Source organism: Caldimonas caldifontis, from assembly GCF_002930615.1.
In the GTDB taxonomy this organism is placed as follows: domain Bacteria; phylum Pseudomonadota; class Gammaproteobacteria; order Burkholderiales; family Burkholderiaceae_C; genus Caldimonas; species Caldimonas caldifontis.
In genome coordinates, this window is record NZ_PSNX01000006.1 from 55,027 (window position 1) to 69,432 (window position 14,406).

Sequence of the window (14,406 nt, forward strand, 5' to 3'; positions counted from 1 at the left end):
ATGGGTGGCTCTCCAGGCGTTTGGAGGGAAGTGGCGGGGGTGACCGGCGTCATGGACTGACGTTGTTGTTGGCAGGAGTCTCATGAACGCGCTGTTCTGCCAAGAAGCCAAGCTCGGCATAGCGCTGACGCGTTACTCAACGACTCTCTGGCGGCCAAATCGTCGAATCCACGCCCTCAAGGCCAAGGCGTTGCTATCTGGCTCGGGTATGGAGCGCGGGTTCGGTTCCGTGTTCCGCCACCAAAACCCAAAATCCCAACCCTTATCGGTTGGGATTCTTTTGCCCTGAGCGCCAGTGTTGGCGCGGTTCCGGCCCGTTGCCTCGTGAGCGCTGCACCGCCAAACGACGCCGTTTCGGAGTACTTCTCGCCTCTCTGCTGCCGTTTTTCTCTGCTGGGCTCGTGAGCGTTCACCGAGCCAGAGCCAGCACTGGCGCGGGTTTCCGGCTTCCGGGTTGCGATTGTGAATTGGTCGGCCGTTGGTTACCGAATCTGCACTGCTCACCTCATCTTGCATCAAGGTACGGCGAGCTCGGCGGCAGATACTGGTTGAGACAGTTCGCACAGGATGCCGCACTGTTCGGCGCTTCTGCCTTCGGAACACATTTCCCTCAAGGATCTGAGCTGCTGCTCAAGTGCGCTCAGTTCCTGGATACGCACCGCGACCTGCTCGATGTGTGCCTCAAGAACACGGTTGACCTCACTGCAATCTTGGGTTGGCACGTTCTTGAGGCGCAACAGCACACGAATCTCGTCGAGCGTCATGTCCAGCGAACGACAGCGGCGAATGAAAAGCAAGCGTTCGACGTGCGCGTCGCCATATAAGCGGAAATTGCCCGCGCTCCGGGACGGGGGCGGCAGGAGTCCTTCCTGCTCATAAAAGCGAATCGTTTGAATCGGACACCCGGTTTGCCGGGCAAGCGCTCCGATCTGCATAGCTGCAACCCCTTTTTATCATCGACTTGACTCTATAGTAGCTATAGAGTGTTAAATCTCAAAATACCCTCCGGATGCTTGCTGGTTTCTGCAAGAGCCTCGCCGGATCAGGAACGAGAAGAATCAAGGACCAATGACTATGACTGATGAATGCCAGAAATCCTGCGGATGTGCGTCCGAGCGGAAGGCGGAGTCCATGACGGGTGCCACGCCGACCGGGACGGGAAGGATGAGTCTGTTCTCGGTGCCGAAGATGGACTGCCCTTCGGAGGAGCGCATGATCCGGCTCGCGCTCGAGAATACGAGCGGGCTGGCCGCACTCGAGTTCGATCTTGGCAAGCGCGAGTTGCGTGTTTTTCACGACGGCCCCGTCGAACCCATTGCAAGCAAGCTTGAAAGTCTCGGCTTGGGCGCCCGTCTCATTGCGTCAACTGAATCGAATGGCCCGCACACTGTCGATGGGCAAAGCGACAGCCAGCCGTCCTCCGAGCAAGAGTCTCGCGCTCTCAAATGGTTGCTTGCCATCAACGCCGCCATGTTTGTCGTCGAAGTGACGACCGGGTGGATTGCGCAGTCCACGGGGCTCATGGCTGACTCACTGGACATGTTCGCGGATGCCGCCGTCTACGGGCTCGCGCTCTACGCCGTCGGCCGTCATACCGGGCACCAGCTGAAGGCGGCGCGGTTGTCAGGCTGGCTGCAACTGTTGCTCGCGCTCGGCGCAATGTCCGAGGTGCTGCGCCGCTTCGTCTTTGGTAGCGAGCCCGAGCCACCGCTCATGATTGGGATCGCGCTCGTTGCGCTCATTGCAAACGTTACCTGCCTTGTCTTGATCTCCAGTCATCGAAAAGGCGGCGCTCACATGAAGGCAAGCTGGATCTTCTCCACGAACGACGTGCTGGCAAACCTGGGGGTGATCGCGGCCGGGGCGTTGGTCGCCTGGACAGGATCGCGTTACCCCGATTTGGTGATTGGCTCGCTCATCGCGCTGCTGGTATTGAACGGTGCGCGGCGCATCCTGCGCCTCGGTGCCTGAAGCAGCGAGCGCGGGACATGCCGCCCCGGCAATATCAACGACTGAATTCCCGCCCTGGAATTTCACGCTGCGCTGCCCAATCCAATGGCAAGGCTCGCCGGATCAGGCGCTCCAGCACAAGCCCGACTGCCTTTTCCACCACGCACGCCTCGACGATGTCAGGTGCAAGCCGGGTCAGTTGCGCGATCCGACTTGCATGCCCCCGGTCAATGCTCTCGGCTGCCGCGATCTCGGTGATGGAGGGTCACGCGCGCCCTGACCTCGGCCGGGTTTGCGCTGTCCATCGATGATTTCGGCACCGGGTATTCCTCACTGGCTTACCTCAAGCGATTTCCCGTTCATAAACTGAAGATCGACATCTCGTTCGTGCGGGACATGCTGACCGATCGCAACGATCTCGCCATTGTGTCCGCCATCGTTGCCATGGCGAAGAGCCTCGGCCTCAAGACCCTGGCCGAAGGTGTGGAAGAGGCAGCGCAGGCGGAACACTTGCTGGCATTGGGTTGCGACGAAGCACAGGGGTATTACTTCGCCCGTCCGGAGCCGGCCGAGGTTTTCGCGCGCAGGTGGTTGCAAAGCGCATGTCCGAGTCATGATCTCGGTCAGGACGTGGATCGCCAAGAGCAAGGCCACCTCGGTACATGACGGCAAAGCCGCTCCATGGCACCGGGCCCCGGCGCATGATCACGCCCTCGAGTTCTCTCAAACTCTTCGTAGCGTTCACGCTGATCCGTGATCGGGAGCCGTCAGCCCGGTCGGTTCAACAGCGATCGGGGCCATTGCCTCTGCGAAAGCGCACAGACCAAAGGCACTTGGGCTGGCTCGCCCCAACTGCTTCACCTCATCAGGTTCCGCCTGGGAACTCCAGGCAGAACCGGGTCCTGCCCTGCGCGGACGTCACGCTGATCGATCCTCCATGGGTTTGCATAATGGCGCGGGTAATCGCCAATCCCAGCCCTGCGCCGTCGGTTTCCGGATGTGACCGCGATGGGTCGGCCCGGTAAAAGCGATCGAACAGGCGCGGCAAGATCTTCGGCTCGATGTCCTCGCCGGTGTTCTCGACGCTCACCCGGGTGGCTTGGGAAGACTGGCTGATCTCGATCGTGACCTCGCCATGTGGCGGCGTGTGGCGCAGCGCGTTCGAAAGCAGATTGCTCAGGGCACGGCGGAACATCAAGCGATCACCGACGATCTCGCCCTCACCACGCTGAGCCAGTCTGACGCCCTTCTCATCGGCGACCGCCTCATAGAACTCAATCAGGGCGTGCGTTTCCTCGGCTGCCGAGAAACGTTCCCGGTTCGGCAGCATCATCCCGCGTTCGGCCTTGGCCAGGAACAGCATATCGGACACCATGCGGCCCAGACGCTGCAGTTCCTCGGCATTGGAAGCCAGAATCTCCCGGTAGGTATCGGCATCCCGCCGGGTAGCCAACGCGACCTGGGTCTGGGTCAGCAGGTTGCTCAGGGGGGTGCGCAGCTCATGCGCCAGATTCGACGAGAACTCCGACAGTCGCGTGAACGCGTCTTCCAGCCGGTCCAGCATCTTGTTGAGTTCGTGAGCCAGATCGGCCATTTCGATGGGTACCGCCTCGACGGGCATGCGCTGGTGCAGCCGCTGGCTCGTGAGCGTGGTGGCTCTGGATTTCATGGCACGCAATGGCGCCAGCCCCTTGTACGCGGCAAACCAGCTCAGCAAGCCACAGATGACGATCGTCACGACGGCATAGGTCATCAGGGTGCGCCGCAACTCCAGCATGAACCGTGTGTGATGCGCCGTGTCCATGGCAACGAGGATGTCCAGCCGCGTCGTTGCGTCATAGGCTGGAATAACCCGGACACGCATCCCGCGAAACGCCTGCCCTGCGTCGGCCCAATGGATCAGCGCGTCGTTGCCGTTGCCTTCATCCGCCGGTGACAGTTCGCGCGGGAGGCGAAATCCTTCGGACTGGAAGAGCGTTTCACCTTTCGAATCGTGGACGCTGACGTACAGCCCGTGATGGTGGCTCAATGCCTCACGCAGCAGCCACTTGGCGTCCTCGGTCGAATTGGATCGCGCCAAAATATCCTCGATCAGGTGCTGCTTGTCCTGCAGCGCCATGTGATCCAGCTCGATGAAATGCCGCTCGGATGCAGCGATGACCAACAAGGCCAATCCAAACACCACAGCCCCAGCCGCCAACGTAAAGAAGAGGGTGAGCCGGGTCGTCAGTGACAGGGAGCGAAACATTCAGCGCTCCTCCGGTGCTTCCAATACGTAACCCATGCCACGTACGGTGTGGATCAGCTTGACCTCATGACCCTCATCAATCTTCGCGCGCAAGCGCCGGATGGCCACCTCGATCACATTGGTATCGCTGTCGAAATTCATGTCCCAGACCTGCGAGGCGATCAGCGAGCGGGGCAGGACCTCGCCATGACGGCGCATCAGCAGTTCCAGCAAGCCGAACTCTTTGGCACTCAGACTGATCCGTCGCCCGCCGCGTGAAACGCGTCGGCGCAGCAGGTCCAGTTCGAGATCGGCCACGCGCAGCACGGTGCTCTCGTTGCCACTGCGCCCCCGGCGCAGGATCGTGCGCACGCGGGCCAGCAATTCGGCAAAGGAGAAAGGCTTGACCAGATAGTCGTCCGCACCGAGTTCAAGGCCTTTGACCCGGTCTTCCACCTGATCGCGTGCGGTCAGGAACAGCACCGGCATCTGCAGGCCGCGATGGCGCAAGGACTGCAGTACCTGCCAGCCGTCGAGGCCGGGCAGCATCACATCCAGGATGACCAGGTCGTACTCGCCCTGCAAGGCCAGGTGCAGACCATCGGCGCCGTCTTGCGCCAGATCGACCACGAAACCCGCTTCGCTCAAGCCTTGTCGCAGGTAGTCGCCCGTTTTGGGTTCATCTTCGACGATCAATATCTTCATGCGGATGCTCGGCCGTATCCGATAAACGCCAGTGTGACGATTTTTAGCGCACCTGACGCATTGATGACAAACATGTAATCGTTCAGACAGCTTCCTGACAGCGGTGCGCCCCTAGCATCCCAGCACTCATCCGCCGAATTAGAAACTCACTGCAGAAACTCTCCGCGAGGATCCCATGCCCCCTTTGAGACCGTTTCATTCACCATGGCCGTCCGTGCCCTCGCGGCGGCGCTTCGTGCGCGGCTTGGTCGCCGGCGGCGTGATGGTCGGCCTGTCACCCTGGGTGCGTGCTGCGGCGCAGGGGCTGGCCGACACGCGCACGGGTGCGGCGCCCGTGCTCAGCGGCACGAACATCGACCTGGTGGTTGCCGAGTCGCCGGTCAACTTCACCGGCAGGCCAAGGATGGCGACCACCATCAACGGCTCCATCCCGGCGCCAACGCTCAAACTTCGGGAAGGCGACACGGTCACCATCCGCGTCACCAACCGCCTGCGCGAGGCCACCTCGATCCACTGGCACGGGATCATCCTGCCCTACCAGATGGACGGGGTGCCTGGGGTCAGTTTCCCGGGCATCGCCCCTGGCGAAACCTTCACCTACCAGTTTCGCCTCGAACAAACCGGCACCTACTGGTATCACTCGCACTCCGGCATGCAGGAGCAGACCGGCATGTACGGGGCCTTGATCGTCGAGCCGCGTGAGGCAGACCCCATCCGCGCCGACCGCGACCATGTCGTGCTGCTGTCCGACTGGACCGACGAAGACCCCATGCGGGTGCTCGCCAAGCTCAAGGCGCAAAGCGACTACTACAACTTCAATCAGCCGACGGCGATCGATTTTTTCCGTGACGTGGCCGACATGGGGCTCTCCCGCGCACTGGACAAGCGTGCGATGTGGAACCAGATGCGGATGAACCCGACCGATCTGGCCGATCTCTCGGGGGCGACATTGACCTACCTGATGAACGGCGTCACCCCTGCCGGCAATTGGACTGGCCTGTTCCGGCCGGGCGAGCGCGTGCGTCTGCGGTTCATCAACGGCGCGGCCAACACCTTCTACGACGTGCGCATCCCGGGGCTCAAGATGACGGTGGTGCAAAGCGACGGGCAGAACGTCGAGCCCGTGACCGTCGATGAGTTCCGCTTCGGGCCGGGCGAGACCTACGACGTGATCGTCACGCCCCGAGAGGACGCCTACACGATCTTCGCGCAATCGATGGATCGAACCGGCTTCGCCCGCGGCACGCTCGCGGTGCGCGAGGGCTTGAGCGCCGCCGTGCCTGCGCTCGATCCCGTCGAATGGCTCACCATGGCCGACATGATGGGCGCGATGGACCACGGCGCGATGGGGCATGGCGGCTCGGCCATGGGCGCGATGGACCACGGCGCGATGGGCCACGACATGCCGGGCATGAAGCACGACATGTCCGGCATGAACCATGGCGCGATGGCCATGGATCACGGCCAGCACGCGATGCATGGCATGACAGGCGGCGCGATGGCCAAGCACAGCGCCACGGTCCGTCACGCACGCACGGAATACGGCCCAAGCACGGATATGCGGGTGGACATGCCGCGCACCAATCTTGACGATCCGGGCATTGGCCTGCGCAACAACGGCCGGCGCGTGCTGACGCTGGCCGACCTCAAAACGATCGGCGGCCCTCTCGATCCTCGCGGGGCCGAGCGCGAGATCGAGCTGCACCTCACCGGCAACATGGAGCGCTATACCTGGTCGCTCGACGGCCTCGAGTTCGGCAAGAGCACGCCGGTGCATCTGAAGTATGGCGAGCGGGTGCGCATCATCCTGCACAACGACACGATGATGACCCACCCGATGCATTTGCATGGGCTGTGGAGCGAGGTGGAAACACCCGACGGGCAGTTCCTGGTGCGTCGCCACACCATCCCGGTGCAGCCCGCGCAGCGCGTCAGCTTCCTCGTGACCGCCGACGCCCTGGGGCGTTGGGCCTGGCACTGCCACCTGATGTTGCACATGGACATGGGCATGTTCCGTGTGGTGGTCGTGTCATGAAACTCATCCCAAGTAGATTCGCCATGAAACCCTGCTCTCTCTTCACGGCGGCGCTGGTGCTGCTCGGTGCGGCGCCCGTCTGGGCGCAAACACCGACGGAAGGCGGCGCCCATGCCGCGCACTCGGGCGCGGCTGCCGCCCCAACGCGCGCCCCATCGTCCGCGAACGCCACCATGGACCACGGCAGCATGCGCATGCAAGGCGGAGCCGCCCCCGCCGATGCCCGCGATCCGCACGCGTATGCCAATGGCTTGACCTTGGAGTCGGGCCCGTACGCATTTCCTGGGCCACGGCAACTGCGGCTGTCCGATGAACATGCGTTTGGCAGCGTGCTCCTCGATCGCCTGGAGCGCGTCGACACGAAGGACGGCAACGCCACCGCCTATGAGGCGCAAGCCTGGTTCGGCGGCACCTACGACCGCCTGGTCCTCAAGGCCGAAGGGGACGTCGCCGACGGCAAACTGGAGGAGGCACGCACCGAGGTCCTTTGGGGCCACGCGGTGGCTCCGTTCTGGGACACCCAACTCGGGGTGCGGCAGGACAGCGGCGCCGGCCCTGACCGGACTTGGCTCGCTGTGGGCATCCAAGGGCTCGCCCCGTACTGGTTCGACGTCGATGCCACGGCCTACGTCGGCGGCGCGGGACGCACGGCACTGCGCCTGTCGGGCGAGTACGAGCTCCTGCTCACCCAGCGCCTGATTCTGCAGCCCCGCATGGAAGTCAATCTGTATGGCCGGCGCGATGAAGCGCGTGGCCTGGGCAGCGGGCTGGCCGATGCCACCACAGGGCTGCGCCTGCGTTACGAATTCTCGCGCCAGTTCGCGCCCTATGTCGGCGTCGAATGGGCGGGCAAGTTTGGACAGACGGCGGATTTTGCGCGCGCCGAAGGGCAGCGCACCCGGCAAACGCGGTATGTGGCGGGCGTGCGCCTGTGGTTCTAGCAGCGCCCACGCACAACCACGATCTCATTCACGAATCCCATCAGGAGCATCCAATGATGAAGAAAACCTTGAGCGTTTTGGCGCTGAGCGCGTTGCCTGTGTTGGCGCTGGCCGCCGGCAATCATCAGGGCGGCCATGGCATGGCCGGGCACGACATGCAAGGCATGCACGGTTCGATGCACGGTGGCGCATCACACTCCAACGTCGGCAAACCAGGCGATCCCGCCAAGGTCGACCGCACCATCGAGGTGGTCATGGACGACTCGATGCGGTTCACGCCCGCCACCATCACGGTCAAAAAGGGCGAGACGATCCGCTTCTTTGTCAAAAACGCGGGCAAGGTGCCGCATGAAATGGTGGTCGGCTCCTTGCAGGAGCTCAAAGAACACGCTGAGATGATGCGCAAGATGCCCCAGATGCAGCATGCCGAGCCGAACATGGTGACGCTCCAGCCTGGCCAGCGCGGCGGGCTGGTTTGGCAGTTCGATCAGCCCGGTACGGTGGACTTCGCCTGCCTCATCCCCGGCCATATGGAAGCGGGCATGGTGGGCAAGATCGTCGTCGAGTAAGCAGCGTCACCGGGGGTCCTTGTCATGCACCAAACCGGTGATCAACCGTTCCCCCGGCGGCGCAGGCTGCTGCTGGCGGTGCTTGCGCTGAGTCTTCCCTCCCTGGCACCAGCCGCCGCACCGCAGACGCTTGCCGTGCAGGTGTGGAAGGACCCGAACTGTGGGTGTTGCAAGGACTGGATTGCCCACCTGGAGAAAAGCGGATTCCGCGTGAGTGCCGTCGACCAGGGCAACAGCGCAGCCCGCACTCGCCTCGGGATGCCGCAGAAATTCGGTTCCTGCCATACGGCCCTGATCCAGGGCTATGTGATCGAAGGCCACGTACCCGCAACGGACATCCAGCGGCTGCTCAAGGAAAAGCCCCAAGCCCTGGGCTTGGCGGTGCCGGGCATGCCCATTGGTTCACCCGGCATGGATGGTGTCGCCTACGGAGGACGCCGTGATGCCTACAAAGTCTTGCTGGTTGGGAAAGACGGAGCAGCGCAAGTTTTCGGTTCTTATCCGTGAAGAAACCATGCACTGACCGTGTGCCGATTGGATCCATGAGGCGCAGCAGCGGTCTTGCAACCTGGAACAGGAGGCCGGCGCCGACCGCGCCGATCCTCGATGAAGGGAACACCGCGATGAACGCGACTGACCAAGAACACCTCCACGACACGCGCGGCCAGTCCGGCCTGAATCGGCGCATGAGGACCGCGTTGCTGATGGTTGCCCTCATCGGCGGCTTCTATCTGCTGCGCGAGCACTGGATCCATGTCGCAGGCAATTGGGTGTACCTGTTGCTGCTGGCGTGCCCGCTGATGCACCTGCTGCATGGCCACGGTGGCGATGGCGGGCATGGTGCGCCGCCCGACAAACCCGCCAACAGGGAGGCGTGAAGTCATGGACCTGCGATCAGACCACGAACACCGCCGACACGCCCACGACCACCCGAGCGCACTGCAGTGGGCCGAAGGTCTGAAGGACCCTGTCTGCGGCATGGACGTGACCGCGCAGTCCGAGCACCACGTCGAGCACGCAGGCCGACTCTTTTACTTCTGCAGCGCCAAGTGCCGGGCGAAGTTCGTCGCCGAGCCGGCGCGCTATGCCTACAGCGGCCATGAGCCTTCGTCTGTCGAAGCGCCGGCGCTGGCGGCAGGCACGATCTACACCTGCCCCATGCACCCCGAGATCCGGCAGGATCACCCCGGCTATTGTCCGAAGTGCGGCATGGCGCTGGAGCCGGTGCTGCCGGATCTCGAAGGAGAAGAGAGTCCCGAGCTGCGCGATTTCCAGCGCCGCTTCTGGTGCACCCTGCCGCTGACCGTCATGGTCACTGTGCTTGCCATGTTCGGCCACCAGTTGCATTGGTTCGAGGCGCGCACACAGACCTGGATCGAACTCGTTCTGTCCCTGCCCATCGTCCTGTGGGCGGGTCGGCCGTTCTTCGTGCGCGGCTGGCAGTCCGTGGTCCATCGCAGCCCGAACATGTGGACCCTGATCGGGCTGGGCACCGGGGCGGCGTTCGTCTACAGCGTGGCGGCGACCGTGGCCCCACAACTGTTCCCGGACTCGTTCGTGTCCATGGGACGGGTCGCGGTGTACTTCGAGGCGGCGGCGGTGATCATTTCCCTGACCCTGCTGGGGCAGGTACTGGAACTCAAGGCGCGTTCGCAGACCTCGGCCGCCATCAAGTCCTTGCTCGGACTGACCCCCAAGACCGCCCGGCGCCTTCGCGACGATGGCACGGAAGAGGACGTGCCCCTGACGCACATCCATGTCGGCGATCGGCTGCGCATTCGACCCGGCGAAAAGGTTCCGGTAGATGGTACGGTAATCGAGGGCAGCAGCGCTGTGGACGAATCGATGCTGACGGGGGAGTCCCTGCCCGTGACCAAGCGGGTGGGCGACAAGGTCATCGGTGCGACGCTCAATACCAGTGGCGCGCTCGTCATGGTCGCCGAACGTGTCGGCTCGGCGACCATGCTGTCCCAGATTGTGCAGATGGTGGCGCAGGCGCAGCGGTCCAAGGCGCCGATGCAGCGCATGGCCGATGTCGTGGCGGGCTATTTCGTGGTCGCGACGGTGTCCATCGCCGTGCTGACCTTTTTTGCCTGGGGCCTGTTCGGGCCGGAACCGCGTTGGGTTTTTGGCCTCATCAACGCCGTGGCTGTGCTGATCATCGCCTGCCCCTGCGCGCTGGGCTTGGCCACGCCCATGTCGATCATGGTGGCGACCGGGCGAGGGGCTACGCAGGGGGTGCTGTTTCGCGATGCCGCCGCGATCGAGAAAATGCGCCAGGTCGATACCCTGATCGTCGACAAGACCGGCACATTGACCGAGGGCCGGCCGCGCTATCAGACGACGATCGCAGCCGAAGGCTTCACCGCCGGCGAAGCCTTGCGACTGGCTGCCAGCCTCGACCAGGGCAGCGAGCACCCGCTGGCGGAAGCCATCGTCACGGCCGCGCGCGAGCAGGGCCTGGTGCTCTCACGCGCCGAGGAGTTCGACTCGCACTCAGGCATCGGCGTGCGCGGGCGCGTCGATGGACATGCCGTGGCACTGGGCAACACCGCGCTGATGGAACAGCTCGGTGTGGACGTGCGGCCATTGGCCGAGCGGGCGGAGGCGCTGCGCGGTGAGGGTGCCAGCGTGATGCATCTGGCCGTCGATGGCGTGCTCGCCGCAGTCCTGGCCGTCGCCGACCCGGTGAAGAAGACCACACCGCAAGCGCTGGCGTCGCTGCGCGCGGAGGGCTTGCGCGTCGTCATGGCCACGGGCGACGGTCTGACCACGGCCAAGGCCGTGGCGGCGCGCTTGGGCATCGATGAGGTGCATGGCGAGGTCAAGCCCGCCGACAAACTGCAACTGGTGGAGCGGCTGCAGCGCGAGGGGCGTATCGTTGCGATGGCTGGTGACGGCATCAATGATGCCCCGGCCTTGGCAAAGGCCGACGTCGGTATCGCCATGGGCACCGGCACCGACGTGGCGATGAACAGCGCACAGATCACGCTCGTCAAGGGTGACCTGCGCGGTATTGCGGTGGCGCGCGCCTTGTCAGTGGCCACGGTCCGCAACATGAAGCAGAACCTGATGTTCGCCTTTCTCTACAACGCACTGGGCATTCCCATTGCGGCCGGCGTGCTGTATCCGCTCACCGGTTGGCTGCTTTCACCGTTGATCGCCGCCCTGGCAATGAGTTTCAGCTCCGCATCGGTGATCGGCAATGCGCTGCGTTTGCGCGGCGTCCGTCTTGTCTGAACACGAGGATCGTCGCGCGTGCCGTGGTGGGTGCTGGGCGCACACCCAGATCGCTGGGTCTGTCGTATCGGTTGCCACCCGACGTTGGACACCTGATCCCTATCGAGGCCTGGAATGCTCTCGACCACGGCACCTGAGCAGGATTGCCCGGGATTGCTCAATCGTTGAGAGAGTGGGTTGGATTCCGGTCGCGTCTGCACCACCAGTTTGGGAAGCCCCGTGAGGTTGTGCCTCACGGGGCTTCTTGCATTCGGGCAGACCTTCGTCGTGTCTTGTCTCAGCCACACTCCGCGCTCCCTCTTTCGGGGGTGTCCCGCGGCAGCATGGAGCCCCATTGCCTTTGCCGGTGCGAACTTTCTGGCAAACCGCACCGACACGGCCCGAGCCCATTGATCTGGCGAAGGGTCGTGCACCATGGTTCTCGCCTAGACTGGACGCCCGGACGACCGGCTACGGGCCGGCGCCAAAACCAACACCACATTGCTGAAGGGAATCAATGATGCTGTCTCGTCGACTTGCATTGACGCTGGGTGCTGCCAGCGTTGGCGCGCTCCTCGTGGGGTGCGCAACGGAGAGTTCACGCGCACTGCAGGTGCAGCAGGTGCAATCGGCGGCGGCGCCATACGGCGGCCCCCGCACGCCGATCGCCGTGGGGCGTTTTGACAACCGCTCGAGCTACATGCGCGGCGTCTTCTCCGATGGTGTGGATCGCCTCGGAGCCCAGGCCAAGACGGCTCTGATTGCTCACCTGCATCAATCACAGCGCTTCGCCGTCCAGGACCGCGACAACCTGGCCGAGACCCAACAGGAAGCCAGGATTCAAGGGGCTGCGCAAAACCTCAAGGGGGCAGCCTACGTCGTCACGGGCGACATCACGGAGTTCGGGCGCAAGGAAGTGGGGGATCGTCAATTCTTCGGCGTGCTTGGCCGCGGCAAGGCCCAGATCGCCTATGCGAAGGTCACCCTGAACATCGTCAACAGCGTGACGGCGGAAGTTGTCTTCTCGGCGCGCGGAGCGGGCGAATACGAGCTGTCCAACCGTGAGGTCCTCGGCTTTGGCGGCACGGCCAGCTACGACGCCACGCTCAACGGCAAAGTCCTGGACCTCGCGCTGCGGGAGGCCGTGGATCACCTCGTGGCGGGCCGAGATTCGGGCCAGTGGGGCCAGGAGGCCAAGCGATGAGAGTCCATGCTCGCACGATGCGTCGTGCCGTGTGGGTGGCGCTTGTTGTCCTGGCGGGCTGCGCACAGCCACCCAAGCCCCTGTACATGTGGGAGAACTTTCCCCGGCAGCAATACGACGCCTTGCTCAGGGAGGGGGTCAGCCCGCTGGAGCAGATCTAGGCGATGGAAGCCCATGCCGAGAAGGCGAGAGCGGCGGGCGCTGAACTCCCACCCGGCTTCCGTGCGCACCTGGGCAAGCTGCACCTCGAGGTGGGCAATGCCGCTGCCGCGCGAGAGATGTGGAACGCCGAGAAGAAGGCTTTCCCGGAAGCGACTCCCTACATGGACCACCTGCTCAAGCGGCTTGACGGGTCGGCATCCTCCGAATCGAAGAAGAACTCGACATGAAGCGTTTTGTCTGCCTGACGTCCCTCGTGCTGGGGGGCGCCTTTCTGGCCGGTTGCGCGACGCCACCGGCCCCCTACGACTACACCGCCTTCCAGCGTGCGAAGCCGGCCTCCCTGCTGGTCATGCCGCCCCTCAACGAGTCGCCCGAAGTGAAGGCGTCTCCGGGCGTCTGGTCCCATGCGGCTCGACCGCTCGCCGAAGGCGGCTACTACGTCTTGCCAGTGACTCTGGTGGACGAGACGCTGCGCGGCAATGGTATCCAGACGGCAGCCGAGGCCCAGAGCATTCCCTATCCCAAGCTGCGGGAAGTGTTTGGTGCGGATGCGGCCGTCTACATCAAGGTCCATCGGTATGGCACGTCCTACAAGCTCATCGACAGCGAGACGCGCGTGGATGTCGAGGCGAAGATCATCGACCTGAGGGATGGGCAACTCCTCTGGTCGGGCAGTGCGTTCGCCTCCTCGGCCGAACAGAGCCAACAGGCTCAGGGCGGTCTGGTGGGTCTGCTGGTGACGGCCTTGGTCAAGCAGATCATCGGGACGGCCACCGATGCGTCCTACCAGTTCGCGGGCACGGCGCAGGCGAGGCTGTTGGGCGGGCCCCGGTTCAACGGCGTCCTCCCAGGCCCGAGATCTCCCGCATACGGCAAGCCCATGCCCGCCCAATAGCGGAGCGGCTCGGCGCTGGCCTGCGGTCCAGCGCCGGGGACGGTGGCTGCAAAGACCGGCATACAATCTCAGATTTGTATTGACCTTTCCCGGAGACTCCCCGTGTTCATCTCTGAAGCATTCGCCCAGGCGGCTCCCGCCGCGCAAGGCGGCACCGAATCGACCCTGCTGAGCCTGCTGCCGCTGGTGCTGATGTTCGTGGTGCTCTACTTCATCATGATCCGCCCCCAGATGAAGCGCCAGAAGGAGCACAAGGCCATGGTCGAGGCCCTGGCCAAGGGTGATGAGGTCGTGACCGCTGGCGGCCTGCTCGGCAAGATCGCCAAGCTGGGCGAGAGCTATCTGCACGTGGAGGTCGCCGATGGCGTGGAGATCCAGGTCCAGCGCTCGGCCGTGGTGCAGGTGCTGCCCAAGGGAACGATCAAGTAATCCAGGTCTCTGATCCGGCTGGATGCCGGAGAACCGGAAGGGCGCCGCTGGGGCGCCCTTCGTTCCGCTG

Annotated in this window: 17 protein-coding genes; 14 read left to right on the top strand and 3 right to left on the bottom strand. The window is 63.8% G+C overall.

What is annotated here, in order from left to right; all coding sequences use genetic code 11:
- Positions 1-82 precede the first annotated feature (82 nt).
- Positions 83-289, top strand: coding sequence for a hypothetical protein (locus tag C1704_RS17435; RefSeq protein WP_146076053.1), 207 nt, complete (start codon positions 83-85; stop codon positions 287-289).
- 226 nt (positions 290-515) lie between these two features.
- Here the strand turns inward: C1704_RS17435 and cadR are convergent, their stop codons facing one another.
- Positions 516-935 carry a Cd(II)/Pb(II)-responsive transcriptional regulator gene (cadR, locus tag C1704_RS08070; protein WP_037989410.1) on the bottom strand — a complete coding sequence of 140 codons (420 nt, stop codon included), beginning with the start codon at positions 933-935 and terminating at the stop codon, positions 516-518.
- A gap of 139 nt (positions 936-1,074) precedes the next feature.
- Here cadR and C1704_RS08075 point away from each other — a divergent pair, with 139 nt between their 5' ends.
- Complete coding sequence (locus C1704_RS08075) at positions 1,075-1,971, top strand: cation efflux transmembrane domain-containing protein (protein ID WP_206673310.1); 897 nt, start codon at positions 1,075-1,077, stop codon at positions 1,969-1,971.
- 255 nt (positions 1,972-2,226) lie between these two features.
- Entirely contained in the window at positions 2,227-2,616 is a 390-nt protein-coding gene (locus tag C1704_RS08080; RefSeq protein WP_082438493.1) for an EAL domain-containing protein, read from the top strand.
- A 199-nt stretch (positions 2,617-2,815) separates the two neighbouring features.
- Here the strand turns inward: C1704_RS08080 and C1704_RS08085 are convergent, their stop codons facing one another.
- Positions 2,816-4,198, bottom strand: coding sequence for a heavy metal sensor histidine kinase (locus C1704_RS08085; RefSeq protein WP_104302218.1), 1,383 nt, complete (start codon positions 4,196-4,198; stop codon positions 2,816-2,818).
- Positions 4,199-4,882, bottom strand: a complete 684-nt coding sequence (locus C1704_RS08090; protein ID WP_062196586.1) for a heavy metal response regulator transcription factor — start codon at positions 4,880-4,882, stop codon at positions 4,199-4,201.
- A gap of 175 nt (positions 4,883-5,057) precedes the next feature.
- Here C1704_RS08090 and C1704_RS08095 point away from each other — a divergent pair, with 175 nt between their 5' ends.
- The 11 genes from C1704_RS08095 (at position 5,058) to yajC (ending at position 14,336) form a co-directional block, all read left to right on the top strand.
- On the top strand, positions 5,058-6,917 hold the full coding sequence (locus C1704_RS08095) for a copper resistance system multicopper oxidase (RefSeq protein WP_104302219.1): 1,860 nt from the start codon (positions 5,058-5,060) through the stop codon (positions 6,915-6,917).
- Between the two features lie 23 nt (positions 6,918-6,940).
- Positions 6,941-7,858 carry a copper resistance protein B gene (locus tag C1704_RS08100; protein WP_232301080.1) on the top strand — a complete coding sequence of 306 codons (918 nt, stop codon included), beginning with the start codon at positions 6,941-6,943 and terminating at the stop codon, positions 7,856-7,858.
- A gap of 56 nt (positions 7,859-7,914) precedes the next feature.
- On the top strand, positions 7,915-8,427 hold the full coding sequence (locus C1704_RS08105) for a cupredoxin domain-containing protein (protein ID WP_026330412.1): 513 nt from the start codon (positions 7,915-7,917) through the stop codon (positions 8,425-8,427).
- Between the two features lie 24 nt (positions 8,428-8,451).
- Entirely contained in the window at positions 8,452-8,934 is a 483-nt protein-coding gene (locus tag C1704_RS08110) for a DUF411 domain-containing protein (protein WP_104302220.1), read from the top strand.
- Positions 8,935-8,969: 35 nt separating this feature from the next.
- A complete protein-coding gene (locus C1704_RS18005; protein ID WP_459551233.1) occupies positions 8,970-9,305 on the top strand; it encodes a DUF2933 domain-containing protein in 336 nt (111 codons plus the stop codon).
- A gap of 4 nt (positions 9,306-9,309) precedes the next feature.
- Complete coding sequence (locus C1704_RS08120; RefSeq protein ID WP_104302221.1) at positions 9,310-11,667, top strand: heavy metal translocating P-type ATPase; 2,358 nt, start codon at positions 9,310-9,312, stop codon at positions 11,665-11,667.
- Positions 11,668-12,163: 496 nt separating this feature from the next.
- On the top strand, positions 12,164-12,850 hold the full coding sequence (locus C1704_RS08125) for a CsgG/HfaB family protein (RefSeq protein ID WP_104302222.1): 687 nt from the start codon (positions 12,164-12,166) through the stop codon (positions 12,848-12,850).
- Positions 12,847-13,011 (top strand): hypothetical protein, encoded by a 165-nt coding sequence (locus C1704_RS17575; protein ID WP_170064652.1) that lies wholly within the window; start codon positions 12,847-12,849, stop codon positions 13,009-13,011. The genes C1704_RS08125 and C1704_RS17575 overlap by 4 nt, the downstream gene beginning before the upstream one ends.
- A gap of 3 nt (positions 13,012-13,014) precedes the next feature.
- Positions 13,015-13,239, top strand: coding sequence for a DUF4810 domain-containing protein (locus C1704_RS08130; RefSeq protein ID WP_104302223.1), 225 nt, complete (start codon positions 13,015-13,017; stop codon positions 13,237-13,239).
- Positions 13,236-13,907, top strand: coding sequence for a DUF799 domain-containing protein (locus C1704_RS08135; RefSeq protein WP_104302224.1), 672 nt, complete (start codon positions 13,236-13,238; stop codon positions 13,905-13,907). Before C1704_RS08130 ends, C1704_RS08135 begins: the two co-directional genes overlap by 4 nt.
- A gap of 102 nt (positions 13,908-14,009) precedes the next feature.
- A complete protein-coding gene (yajC, locus tag C1704_RS08140) occupies positions 14,010-14,336 on the top strand; it encodes a preprotein translocase subunit YajC (protein WP_104302225.1) in 327 nt (108 codons plus the stop codon).
- The last annotated feature ends 70 nt before the right edge of the window (positions 14,337-14,406 follow it).